The sequence below is a fragment of the Arthrobacter sp. CAU 1506 genome, from assembly GCF_005047635.1.
In the GTDB taxonomy this organism is placed as follows: Bacteria; Actinomycetota; Actinomycetes; order Actinomycetales; family Micrococcaceae; genus Crystallibacter.
In genome coordinates this window covers 19,322-31,358 of the sequence record NZ_SUKC01000005.1, presented here as the reverse complement: position 1 = coordinate 31,358, position 12,037 = coordinate 19,322, and the positions used below count along the sequence as shown (strand labels likewise).

10 protein-coding genes are annotated in these 12,037 nt (G+C 59.6%); 8 read left to right on the top strand and 2 right to left on the bottom strand.

From position 1 onward, the window contains the following. Nucleotides 1-488: 488 nt before the first annotated feature. Entirely contained in the window at nt 489-1,904 is a 1,416-nt protein-coding gene (gene dnaA / locus E4J89_RS07540) for a chromosomal replication initiator protein DnaA (protein ID WP_136785526.1), read from the bottom strand. A 427-nt stretch (nt 1,905-2,331) separates the two neighbouring features. Here dnaA and rpmH point away from each other — a divergent pair, with 427 nt between their 5' ends. From rpmH to E4J89_RS07500, 8 genes are all read left to right on the top strand, one after another. After that, nucleotides 2,332-2,469 (top strand): 50S ribosomal protein L34, encoded by a 138-nt coding sequence (gene rpmH / locus E4J89_RS07535; protein ID WP_127513203.1) that lies wholly within the window; start codon nt 2,332-2,334, stop codon nt 2,467-2,469. 73 nt (nt 2,470-2,542) lie between these two features. Continuing rightward, the gene (gene rnpA / locus E4J89_RS07530; RefSeq protein WP_136785525.1) at nt 2,543-2,938 is read left to right on the top strand and encodes a ribonuclease P protein component; all 396 of its coding nucleotides are present in this window, start codon (nt 2,543-2,545) and stop codon (nt 2,936-2,938) included. Between the two features lie 62 nt (nt 2,939-3,000). Next, complete coding sequence (yidD, locus tag E4J89_RS07525; protein ID WP_240691799.1) at nt 3,001-3,345, top strand: membrane protein insertion efficiency factor YidD; 345 nt, start codon at nt 3,001-3,003, stop codon at nt 3,343-3,345. Between the two features lie 2 nt (nt 3,346-3,347). Beyond that, nucleotides 3,348-4,313, top strand: a complete 966-nt coding sequence (yidC, locus tag E4J89_RS07520) for a membrane protein insertase YidC (protein WP_136785523.1) — start codon at nt 3,348-3,350, stop codon at nt 4,311-4,313. Then, complete coding sequence (locus E4J89_RS07515) at nt 4,310-4,876, top strand: R3H domain-containing nucleic acid-binding protein (protein WP_136785522.1); 567 nt, start codon at nt 4,310-4,312, stop codon at nt 4,874-4,876. The genes yidC and E4J89_RS07515 overlap by 4 nt, the downstream gene beginning before the upstream one ends. Nucleotides 4,877-4,910: 34 nt before the next feature. Continuing rightward, a complete protein-coding gene (rsmG, locus tag E4J89_RS07510) occupies nt 4,911-5,552 on the top strand; it encodes a 16S rRNA (guanine(527)-N(7))-methyltransferase RsmG (protein WP_136785521.1) in 642 nt (213 codons plus the stop codon). Between the two features lie 105 nt (nt 5,553-5,657). Continuing rightward, nucleotides 5,658-6,737 carry a ParA family protein gene (locus E4J89_RS07505; RefSeq protein WP_276606338.1) on the top strand — a complete coding sequence of 360 codons (1,080 nt, stop codon included), beginning with the start codon at nt 5,658-5,660 and terminating at the stop codon, nt 6,735-6,737. 84 nt (nt 6,738-6,821) lie between these two features. Next, nucleotides 6,822-8,123, top strand: coding sequence for a ParB/RepB/Spo0J family partition protein (locus tag E4J89_RS07500; protein ID WP_136785520.1), 1,302 nt, complete (start codon nt 6,822-6,824; stop codon nt 8,121-8,123). Between the two features lie 2,724 nt (nt 8,124-10,847). Here the strand turns inward: E4J89_RS07500 and E4J89_RS07495 are convergent. Further along, on the bottom strand, nt 10,848-12,035 hold the full coding sequence (locus tag E4J89_RS07495) for a peptidoglycan-binding protein (RefSeq protein WP_136785519.1): 1,188 nt from the start codon (nt 12,033-12,035) through the stop codon (nt 10,848-10,850). Nucleotides 12,036-12,037 lie beyond the last annotated feature (2 nt).

Here is a 12,037-nt window from a genome sequence, read left to right as displayed (position 1 = left end):
AACGAACATGCTGGGGAAGGCCGCCTGCGTCTGGCCTGGTGCGAATGCTTGGACTAGGGCACCGGGCTGAAGCAGATGGCAACAATTCTCTGTGCAAGCTTAGCCGCAGCAACGGTCAATGCGCACCGGGTGCTTGGCAACGCTCGCTTGGGATGTTCTGGAGGTCGTCGGGAAACCGGGACAGGGTTAAATGTTATTTGAAAGAACTTCAAATATTGGGATTCGTAGTGTTAATAACGGGTGTGGATACTGTGGAAAACCTCGGAGTCACCTGCGGTTGCGCGGAAATTGCCTGTTCACAAGATGTGCAGGGAGTTCGAAGTCCCTGCGGAGCGGTTGTGGACGAAAATCCTTGGAATTTCGCGTGTCCACAGGCACCCCGGCAGTTGTCCTCTTAAGCACCGGAGTTCTCCACTTAACTATCCACAGCCTTATCCACACCTTTTAATTTCACCGGTGTAGTTCCGGTCCCGACGCCGCTCGGTCGGCTAGCTCTCGCGCTGCTGCTGCTTAATGCGGTTGGTCAGCTCGGTCACCTGGTTGTAGATCGCCCGGCGTTCTGCCATCAGCTCACGGATCTTCCGGTCGGCGTGGATGACCGTGGTGTGGTCGCGTCCGCCAAGCTCCTGGCCGATCTTCGGCAAGGACATGTCGGTCAGCTCCCTGCACAAGTACATGGCGATCTGCCGGGCGGTCACCAATGTCCGGGTCCGGGACTTACTGGTCAGTTCCTCCATGCTGAGCTTGAAGTAGGCCGCCGTCTGGCCAAGGATCGTTGCCGATGTGATTTCCTGCGCGCCCTCGTCGGTGATGAGGTCTTTGAGCACTATCTCGGCAAGGCCCATGTCCACTGCCTGTTGATTCAGGCTGGCGAAGGCGGTCACCCGGATCAGGGCGCCCTCAAGTTCGCGGATGTTGGTGGAGATCTTGGAGGCGATGTACTCGAGGACCTCGTCGGGCACGGACAGCCCTTCGCTGATGGCCTTCTTGCGCAGAATCGCGATCCGGGTCTCCAGCTCGGGCGGCTGGATGTCCGTCAGCAGCCCCCACTCGAACCGTGACCGCATCCGTTCTTCGAAACCGGAGAGCTGCTTCGGCGGCAGGTCCGAAGTGATCACCACTTGCTTGCTGTGGTTGTGCAGCGCGTTGAAGGTATGGAAGAACTCTTCCTGCGTCGCGTCCTTGTTGGCCAGGAACTGGATGTCGTCAATCAGCAGGATGTCGACGTTGCGGTACAACTGCTTGAAACTGGCGCCTTCGTCGTCGCGGATGGAGTTGATGAAGTCGTTGGTGAATTCTTCGGAATTGACGTAGCGGACACGGATGCCGTTGTAGAGGTGGCGTGCATAGTGCCCAATGGCGTGCAGAAGGTGCGTCTTACCGAGACCGGAGTCGCCATAGATGAACAGAGGGTTGTACGCCTTAGCCGGGGCTTCGGCCACAGCCACAGCTGCTGCGTGGGCAAAGCGGTTGGAGGAGCCAATCACGAAGGTATCGAAAATGTACTTCGGGTTGAGGCGGCCCAACTCCTGGGACGTACTCTCCTGTGCCGGCTGGGGCGGTGCCTCGTTCCGTACCACCGAAGGAGCCGGCCGCGTCTCTCGCTCGGGTTCCGGTTCGGCCTGCGGAGCCATATCTGTGTCCACGCTGAACGCGCACAAGATATCGTCTTTGAAAACTTCGAACAGCGCGTCGTGCAGCGGTTCCTTGAGCTGCTGCGACTGGAAGACTTCTCGGGTCAGTTCGTTGGGCAGGGCAACCAGCAAGGTTGTACCGATGAGCCCTTTCGCCTGGGCCAAAACGATGAAACCGCGCTGCCGCGGCGAGACACGATCATCTTGTTCCAGCGTACGGACCACCTTGCGCCAGGAACTTCCGACGTCATTAATTTGGTCCGTGTCCACCTAGATACCCCTCAGAAGCTCAACTTTGCTTCGGCCTCTGCCGACAGCCCGCCCGAAATCCACAGACTTATTCACAGACGGTGGATAAGGGGCTCCTGCAAGCGTAGAGCATGATTCTCCTTGATAACAGCCGGGATGCAGGGGCCTGTGGACGTTCGTCGCCGACTGCTTTGAGCCAGGCCGCCCACACTCAAGCTAGAGTTGTCCACAGGCGTTATCCACGGAAACGCCCGGGGAGCGCGGCAGCCGGTTTGACGGTTCTTGCAGCCATCGCCTAACGTTGACTAGTCCTTCATGTCTACTTTGGTATCCGTGCACGCCCAGCGTCCTGGCCCTGAAGTAGGCGCCTATATTAGAGCGTCGACCTGTTCTTCCCCCTGTTGCAACGGGTCCAACCGCATCTGTCGATCGTCTTGGAGTAACCACCGTGAGCAAGCGGACTTTTCAGCCGAATAACCGCCGTCGTGCCAAGAAGCACGGCTTCCGCCTTCGCATGCGCACTCGCGCCGGCCGCGCCATCCTGGCAGCACGCCGCAGCAAGGGCCGTACCGAACTGTCGGCATAAATAGCCAGTTTTGTCGATCCGGCTGTGAGGTTCCGTTCCCGCAGCAACGCGATCCGGCAGGCCGTGTAGCGACATGCTCTCCAGCCAGCACCGGATGCGCGCATCGGCGGACTTCTCAACAACTGTACGTTCCGGCGTCCGATCAGGGCGCCGGAACTTGGTGTTATATGCGGCAGCGGAAAACCGCACTCAGCCAACAGCATTCGGCTTCATTGTCTCGAAGGCTGTCGGGAACGCCGTCATCCGCAACCGCGTTAAGAGGAGACTGCGGGAACTCGCAGCGACTAGTCTGAGGGACAATCAGTATTCCCATGGACTCGCAGTTGTTGTGCGTGCTCTTCCGGCAGCGGCCAGTGCGGACTTTGACGCGTTGGAACATGATTACCGGAAGGCACTTAAAACGGCCGTGATCAAGTTGACTGCAACGCCCACCGCGCCTGCGCGCGTTGCGCCCGAGGAGGAGGGATGAGCCGCGTGAGTTCCACTGCCCACTACAGGCAGGCTTCCTCTTCCACCGTCACCGCCAAGAGGATCCATACGATCCCGCAGTCCGTGTTGGTTGGAGCTCTGACGGTCTACCGCAAGACCGTGTCGCCCTTGTACGGCCAGGTCTGCCGCTTTTTCCCCTCTTGTTCTGCCTATGCCCTTGAAGCTGTGACCGTTTATGGCGCCACCAAGGGCAGTTGGCTGGCTGCGCGACGGTTGTGCCGATGCCATCCCTGGAATCCCGGAGGCGTCGACCATGTTCCGGCGTCGCCTTCCTATGACCGCTGGCTGCAGGAAAACCCGGCCAGGATCCCCCGGATAATGGAACTCAATCACCCTGTTATTCCGGCCGACGATGAAGGCCGTGAAGCGGCCCGAGGAGCAAACTAGTAATGGACTTCTTATACACGATCCTGACCCCCTTCACGTGGGTCGTGTCCTGGATCCTGTGGGCTTTCCACGCAGGCTTCTCTTGGCTCGGCATGGACCCGGCCAATGGTTGGACTTGGACGTTTTCGATCATTGGTCTGGTGCTGGTCATCCGTGCCGCGCTGATCCCGGTCTTCGTCAAGCAGATCAAGGCGCAGCGCGGTATGCAGGCGCTACAGCCTGATCTTCGGAAACTGCAGCAGAAGTACAAGGGAAAGACCGACCAGCTCTCGCGTCAGGCTATGACGCAGGAGCAGATGGCCCTGTACAAGAAGCACGGCACCAATCCGTTCTCGGCCTGCCTGCCGATGCTGGTCCAGATGCCCTTCTTCTTTGCGTTGTTCAGCGTGCTGAACAACGCCTCGCGCGCCAATGACAACGGGGAAGGCATCGGCGCCCTGTCGCCTGAACTCATCCGGCAGTTCGACGAATCCACCATCTTCGGCGCTCCGCTTTCGGCTTCCCTGCTGCATGGCGGCGGCGGCGCGAACCAGACCGCGGTTATTGTCCTGTCGATCATCATGATCCTGGCCATGACGGCCTCGCAGTTCATCACCCAGAAGCAGATCATGGCTAAGAACATGTCTGCCGAAGCCATGCAGTCTCCGTTCATGAAGCAGCAGCAGATGATGCTGTACATCCTTCCGCTTGTCTTCGGTATCGGCGGTATCAACTTCCCGATCGGTGTCTTGATCTACTGGACCACCACCAACTTGTGGACCATGGCCCAGCAGTTCTTCGTGATTCGGCGCATGCCCACCCCCGGGTCGCAGGCAGCCCGCGAGCTGGCCGAACGGCGCGCGAAGAAGGGCCTGCCGATGGTTCCGCTGCTCGGTGAACGGAAGACAGAGGAGCCTGCTGTTGAAGCCCCCGCCGAGCCGAAGGGCCAGCGCAATCAGCCACAGCGTAAGAACAGGAAGAGAAAATGAGCAGCGAAAGCGTATCCGAAGTGACTGAAGAACTTTCCGGCGAAGCAGCTGCGGCAGACGAACAACAGGAAGCTGCCGTTTCGAATTCTGCCAAGCGTTTGGACGAAGAGGGAGACGTAGCAGCGGACTACCTCGAGGAACTGCTCGACATCGCAGATATCGATGGGGATATCGATATCGAAGTACGCAATGGTCGCACCTACATTTCGATTGTTTCCGAAGACGAGGACAATGACGCCCTCAAGTCTCTCGTAGGGGCGGACGGAGAGGTGCTGGAGGCCCTGCAGGAACTGGCCCGATTGTCGGTCCTGACGTCCACTGGCAGCCGTTCGCGGCTGGTTCTGGACATCACCGGTTACCGCGAAGGCCGCAGCAAGGAGCTGCTCAAGATCGCCCAGGAAGCGGTTGCCGAGGCCAAGGAGAGCGGACAGAATGTGGCGCTGGAGCCGATGAGCGCATACGAACGCAAAATCGTCCACGATGCCATCGCTGACCTCGGGCTGGTCAGCGAGTCGGAGGGCGAAGGTTCCAACCGCCACATTGTGGTGTCGGTGGAGTCCTGACCTTGCGCAACGGCCGGTTGGATAGGGCATAGGCATGTCCACAGTTGAGATGACGGTGGCCGAATCCAAGGCTGCCCAAGCGGTATTCGGCGAACGGCTGGATCTCGCCGAACGCTACGTGGCGCATTTGGCTACCTCCGGAATCGAGCGGGGGCTGTTGGGCCCCCGCGAAGTCCCACGGTTGTGGAACCGACACGTCCTGAACTGCGCGGTTGTCGCTACCCTGATTGGCCCGGATGCCTCGGTTGCCGATGTCGGGAGCGGTGCCGGCCTCCCAGGATTGACCTTGGCGCTGGCCCGGCCGGACCTGCACCTGACGCTGATCGAGCCGCTTGAGCGGCGCGTGGTGTGGCTCAATGAAGTCGTTGACGACCTGGGGCTCGACAACGTCACCGTGGCACGTACACGGGCAGAGCTTGCCGCGGACGAAGTCTCGGCGGACGTTGTGACGTCCCGGGCGGTGTCTGCTTTGGATAAACTCGCTCGGCTGTCCATTCCGCTGCTGCACGGTAGCGGGGAGATGCTTGCGATCAAGGGTCGCAGCGCCGCGGACGAGGTCGAGAAGGCCGCAAAGGTCATTCGGAAGCTGGGCGGCCGCGAAACCGAGATCTTGACCGTTGGAGATGGCCTCCTGGAGGAGCCCACGACGGTCGTCAGAATCGTCGTGGCCGCGTAACCTGCAGGTCCACACACCCCTGGATCGTCCGTGAATCCTGCCGCGCAACGATAGGCTAGGAGGGGTCGGTACCGGGAGAGTGAAAGCGGGCAAAGTGAAATGGCGATGAGCGACATGGTTTCGGGATTGGCCGAGGCTGAAGCCGATGAGTCGTCTGCATTTAGGGATGCCAGCCAACCTCATGGGGTTGCTTCTGGCCCCGAAAGTGACCTCGTTTCACGTGAAACCGCCCGCGCTAGTCAGGCCGAACTGGCCAACTCCGATGTCAAGATAGAGGCTACGGTTCCAAACGTTATGGATTCGATCGACGAAAGCACACCTCTCGCTCATGAATTAGCGAGTGAAAACCGCAGGCGTGAACGATTGATGGCCAAACAACTTCCTCGGCCGACACAAACCAGGGTACTGACCGTCAGCAACCAAAAGGGTGGCGTCGGCAAGACCACTACTACGGTCAACATCGCGGCGGCGCTGGCTACTGCCGGCCTGAATGTTCTTGTCATCGACATCGATCCCCAGGGGAATGCATCGACTGCTCTGGGCGTCGAGCATCACGCGGAAGTCGACAGCATCTACGACGTCCTCATCAACGACATGCCATTGGGCGAGGTAATCGCCCAATGCCCGGATATCGAACACCTGATAGTGGCACCCGCCACCATTCACCTGGCCGGTGCAGAGATTGAGCTCGTCTCCTTGGTGGCGCGGGAACAGCGTCTGCGCCGCGCCATTGAAGTTTATGCACAGGAGCGTGAGTCCGCCGGCTTGCCTCGCCTGGACTACGTCTTTATCGACTGCCCACCCAGCCTTGGTCTCCTCACCGTCAACGCTTTCGTTGCGGCCCAAGAGGTCCTGATCCCCATCCAGTGTGAGTATTACGCATTGGAAGGGTTGAGTCAGCTGCTGAAGAACATCGAGATGATCCAGAAGCACCTCAACGCAGGCCTGGTCGTCTCCACCATCCTGCTCACCATGTACGACGGCCGCACGAACCTTGCGGCCCAGGTGGCAGCCGAGGTCCGGGAGCACTTCCCGAACGAGGTTCTGAGTGCGGTTGTTCCGCGGTCTGTCCGCATCTCCGAGGCTCCGAGCTATCAGCAGACGGTTATCACCTATGACCCGTCCTCCAGTGGAGCACTTTCTTATCAAGAGGCAGCGGCTGAAATCGCCGAGCGCGGCAAGTAACCGAGAATTCGGTCTGTAACGGTAGACTTACGCCTTAAACGAGGTAGTGCGCGACAGCTCGGCGCATGACGGAAGAGGGTCCAGATGAGTGAAAAACGCCGTGGCTTAGGACGGGGCTTGGGCGCACTGATCCCCAGCTCTCCTGCAAGTGAAGCGCCCGAGCCAGCCCAAGACGGAGGTTCCCAAGCCAGGAAACGGACTGAGCGACCAGTCGATGTCTTTTTCCCGCCGTCCTCCCGCCGAGAAGATGCAAACGCGGCGATTCTCACCACCACCGACTCCGAGACTGTTTCTGGATCGAGCGCTGCCCAGATGGCAGAGGTTCTTCGGGCTCCCAGGCGGACCACGCAGACTGGTGCTAAGAAGCCGGCCGTCAAAAAGCCGGTGGCCAAGAAGCCGGTCAAGCGCGTGCCCGCTGCTTCTTCGCGCCCGGGGAATGAAAGCCCGGCGGAGGACTCTGCAGAATCGACCATCCCTGCCATCGAGCAGCCAGCCGTCGAGGTCACCGACAATGAGCAGGTTCCCGCCGACAGCAGTGTTTCACGTGAAACTGCGGCCCCGGATTTAGTCGAAGTCCCAGGCGCGACATTCGCAGAGGTCTTGGTTTCTGCAATTCAACCGAACCGCAAACAGCCGCGCAGTGTCTTTGATGAAGAAGACATGGCTGAGCTGGTGCACTCCATCAAGGAAATCGGTGTCCTGCAGCCTATCGTCATCCGCCCCGGTGACGACGTGGAGGCCCAGTACGAGCTGGTCATGGGTGAACGGCGCTGGCGGGCAACCAAAGCTGCGGGCTTGGAGACCATTCCGGCGATCATTCGGTCGACCTCGGATGACGATCTGCTGCGCGACGCGCTGCTCGAGAACCTGCATCGAAGCCAACTCAACCCGCTCGAAGAAGCGGCGGCCTACCAACAGCTGTTGGATGACTTCGGGTGCACGCACGACGAACTGGCGGATCGTATTGGACGTTCGCGTCCGCAGGTCTCCAACACTTTGCGGTTGATGAAGCTCCCTCCGCTGGTCCAGCGTCGCGTTGCAGCAGGCGTTCTCAGCGCCGGTCATGCCCGTGCCCTGCTTGGGCTGACTGATCCGGCCGAAATGGAGAAGTTGGCTCAGCGAATTGTTGCTGAAGGCCTCTCGGTGCGTGCCACAGAAGAAATCGTCTCACTGAGCGACGGTCTGCGCCGCCCGAAGCGCGAAGCAAAGCCCCGCGAGGGTGCCAGGCACGAACGGCTCGACTACTTGGCCAACTCGCTGTCAGATCGTTTGGACACGAACGTGAAGATCACCCTGGGTGCCAAGAAGGGTCGCGTCAGCATTGAGTTCGCGAGCGTTGATGACCTGAATCGCATCATGGATGTCTTGAATCCAGCAGCGCCCTAACTGTCGTTTCACGTGAAACAGAGGGACCCTCCGGTGTGGACGGTCCCTTCGTTTTAAGCGCCAGCCTGGAGTGCATATACGTGGTTCATGGCCCAATCCCTGGACCGGTCCCATGGGCACCCACTTCCGGGTCTGATACTTGCTAACCAGCAAAGCGCCGTCACCGGCGGAGGCTACATACTCATATTGCTGCCGGTGTGCGGTAAAGGACAGGGCTTCGACTTGGACCGTGCCATCGGTTCGCGGGCATGCCTGGCGACGTGGGTTATGCCGCGTCAGGTCTTCGGCTCATGAGGGCCGGCATGCTGTCGGAAGTTATCAGTGCCGGAATTGCGCTCTGTTTCACGTGGAACCCAGCAGTTTAGGGACATATTGAAGATTCGTGTCTGCACTGGAAACCCCTTTGCCATGAACAGACTGAGAGAAGACATCAACTATTTGGTCGGTGTTTCTGTCGTAGCACGTACGCATGACTACACGAATCGTGGGGAGGCGCGATCTAGAAGCTTGCGGTCTGCGTCTTCTGGCGTAGGTCCGTCGCGAAGTGCGGGCTTCTGCGGTTCGCCCGACGTAGTACTGCGCACCGTGATCCTGATAGTCCTGATCGCGATCGTGATGTAATCCAGCCCAGCTCGGGGGTGCGTAGCAGTTCGAGATCCAGGGCAGTGTGGTTAGAGGTGGTCTTGTTGACTCTCGGTGGCAACAGAGGTGTGGTCAGCGGAACTGGAAGACTCCGGGTACTGTGTCCGGAAGGCCCGAATGCAGCCGAACACAGACATATTGCGGGCCCCTTGACGGTCTTGTGTCATCAAGTGGCGGTGTTTCACCTGAAACACCGCCACTTATGATCTTTGCTATGAAGCAGGCGGATCTCCCGATACGAACAATAGCGTGGAGCTTGTGTGTTCAGGTGGGGTACTAGGCCCACGGGTCGGATGTGACTAGTGGAGCGCGGCCTTTGTGACCACCTGAGCCGTCGCGAACCGTAGGGTGACGAGCAGGGCGAGTGGGAAGAAGTGCACCTGAGTTCGGTCAAGCTCAACATTGTCTCGCCATTGAAAGTGGTCCGGGATCCTACATGCTCTAGACCATTGTTATCGAGACGGCGTTTCACGTGAAACAAGACTTGTAGTTCCGTCCGAGACGACATAGGTGCGTTCCCAAATATCCAGGCTGCGTCAGAACCGAAGTGCGGCGGACGGTTGGTACCTTGGCTTCGATTGGCCTACATCCTTGGGCCAGCGACGTATGCGGATGGTGCACGGGGTCTAGTTTCACGTGAAACAGTGAACCGTCGTCCTCGCTCGTTTGCTGGATTCGGCAGGCAATCCGCATCCTGGCCTAGATGGTCGCCCCGGCATGGCTTCGATAAACAAGGCAGCCTCTTGCCGGCCTTCGACCAACAAGCCTGACGGTCGGCGAGAGCATGGTGTCGATGAATCACGAAAGCCAGCTTGACCGTCCGTGTGGGGATGAATGGGAGAGAGTCCATGTTCGCCCTAGCAGGTGAGTTTCACGTGAAACACCTATTCTCTGTCGAGCCGAGTTGTTGCTGACCTGCTGCCTCGTGGGCCTGCACTTGAATTTGTCTATGCTGAATGGCCTTGCGACCGACACATCTGCTGACAATCATCCCAGACCATTGTCGGCAATTCGGTGCTGGGTTTCCCATGGAGACGAGGTGCTGGGCCTCCCATGGAGACGGGGTGCTGGGCCTCCCATGGGGACGAGCGGACGGCCAGCGGGGCTCGGTCCGGGTCTCATGGGAGTGGGACCTCGACCTATCGTGACACCCGGATCCCTTGAACTAGTCAGATGGAACCTGGTCACACTGAGCTACGCCAAAGAGTCGGCGACTATATGGCTGACCGATGCGTTGACACATGCCCATACCCACGTGGATGAAGGGCCATGATTCTCTCCCCAGAGTCCTGAGCCTCGTACGGTCTCTCGCCCGTGCCAGCCAGGTCCAGGTGAGTGGTTCCACGTGAAACATCGAGCTTGCACGATGCCGTTATTCCACCGGCGATGCCAGGCCCTGGCACCGACTGCACCGGAGCCCCGATCGACATAGATCTCAAGCCGCGGGTACAACGTTCGCGTGTAGAAACTGGAAGCGACTAAGACGAAGACGTGGGCATCTACTCAACTGCAGACCAATGGGGGGATAGTTGCCACGCAGGCCTCAGCATTGCGTGTTCAGCGGCGGGTAGACCTGCCGGAGCGGAGCGAGGAAGGCGCTACCCGCTGTGGCTGCATCTCTCTAGAACGGTTGTGGACAGTGGCGTGGTCCTAGCAGTGCGCGTGCTGCGCTGACTAACATCGCTAGACGGTCAGTTGCGGCCGGAGAGCCGATACAGTTCTCGCCACACTGGAGCGAGCAGGGCCGCGTTTCACGTGAAACAGAGGCAGTTGATCCACGGACGCCTGATCTTCAGCAGCTCGAGAGATGCTTTCAAGTTTGGCCAGGGCAGACTCTGAGTCTCATGGCGATCAGAGCGATGGTGGATAGCTGGTGACGGCTTGGCTTGGGGCAGGTACTCAGCGGGTTGGCGCCGATGAGAATAACCTCAACGCCCGGATCTGATGAGCATCAGTTCGGGTGGAGCAACCGAATGCCTGGAGGCGCACCCTGTATTTGAGTCCCGCCGATCGGACACCGAGGGCTGAGAGCTGCACCGGTTTCACGTGAAACCGGTCAGGATGGTCCAGAAGACGGGCGTTCTAGGTCGGCGGATTGAAGCGAAGCACGTCGTCTAACGCAAGTGTGCCAGTCGGCTCGTCGTCCTCTTCAAGAAGGTAAAGGCGTTGAATCGCGATGACGATGGAATCAGCCAAGATCTGGCGGTAGATCGGGTCGGCAAGCCGGGCGGCGTCAACCGGGCTGCTCAGGTAGCCGATATCTAGCTGTACAGACGGCGTGCTGGGAAGGCGGAGGATGTCCCAGCTACGCCCATGAAGCCCCAGGGAAGTCGAACCGGTCCGCGCGACGATCTCCTTCAGGATCAGCTCTGCGGCACGGTGGCCGATGGGGGAACGAACCTCACCAGATTCAGGCCGGCCCCAAAAGAAGGCGCTGACACCGTTAGCGGCTGGTTGCGGCAACCAATCACAGTGAATGGCAATGCTGAGGCTCGGGGAAGAGGCCTTAATCAGGTCTGCGCGGACATCGCTGCCGTCCACGGGCGGCTTCTCGATGATCTCTACGCTCGCGCCAAGCTCGGACAAGATCTTTCCGACCCGGCGGGACACATCGCCGGCGACGAGCTGCTCAGTCAGAGGTTTACCCGAGGAAGAGTCGACGACGTCTGATGGTGCATCGACGCCGGACCCTGGCGCGATGGTGATGGTGCGTCCGCGGAGTGTTGCAGACGCTTGGCTGAGGCGCTCGTAGTCGCGCAATGAGAATGCTTGGCTCGGACTGATGGTGCGGTTGATTCGCTCCATCGAGGCGAGCAGTTGTTCATTCACGATGCCTGAGGCGTCGAGGCCCAGGTTCAATTGGAGTTCGCGGACCGCCAGATAGGTTCGTTGCCCATACTCACCATCAATGTGGCCGTAGTAGAACCCGAGAAATGACAGCTGCCGCTGCAGCTCGGTGACATCGTCGCCGCGCAGCGCCGGACCCTCCGCGGAGTAGGCAAGTTGGCGGGCACCCAGCTTGAACTGGGCCTCGGCCAGTGCCCTTTCCGTCTCGGGGCCCGCGACGCCGTCTACCATCAATCCCCGGCCCTGTTGAAAGGTCCGGACGGCCGCGTCCACATGGTCATCAAACACCATGGGGTTGTTTACCTGGTCTGGAGCCAGATACGCCATAGAAACGCCAGCGCGTAGCAGCCCTTCCCGGAGGGCTACTACGCGCCGACTGATGTCTGAACGGCGCAGACTCTGGTCTGTCGCGTCGTTGTCCATCT

Excerpts from the sequence above, each read along its gene's own strand:
- rnpA (WP_136785525.1), top strand. The coding sequence starts at position 2,543 with ATGCTCTCCAGCCAGCACCGGATGCGCGCATCGGCGGACTTCTCAACA.
- yidC (WP_136785523.1), top strand. The coding sequence starts at position 3,348 with ATGGACTTCTTATACACGATCCTGACCCCCTTCACGTGGGTCGTGTCC.
- E4J89_RS07515 (WP_136785522.1), top strand. The coding sequence starts at position 4,310 with ATGAGCAGCGAAAGCGTATCCGAAGTGACTGAAGAACTTTCCGGCGAA.
- rsmG (WP_136785521.1), top strand. The coding sequence starts at position 4,911 with ATGTCCACAGTTGAGATGACGGTGGCCGAATCCAAGGCTGCCCAAGCG.
- E4J89_RS07505 (WP_276606338.1), top strand. The coding sequence starts at position 5,658 with ATGAGCGACATGGTTTCGGGATTGGCCGAGGCTGAAGCCGATGAGTCG.
- E4J89_RS07500 (WP_136785520.1), top strand. The coding sequence starts at position 6,822 with ATGAGTGAAAAACGCCGTGGCTTAGGACGGGGCTTGGGCGCACTGATC.
- E4J89_RS07495 (WP_136785519.1), bottom strand. The coding sequence starts at position 12,035 with ATGGACAACGACGCGACAGACCAGAGTCTGCGCCGTTCAGACATCAGT.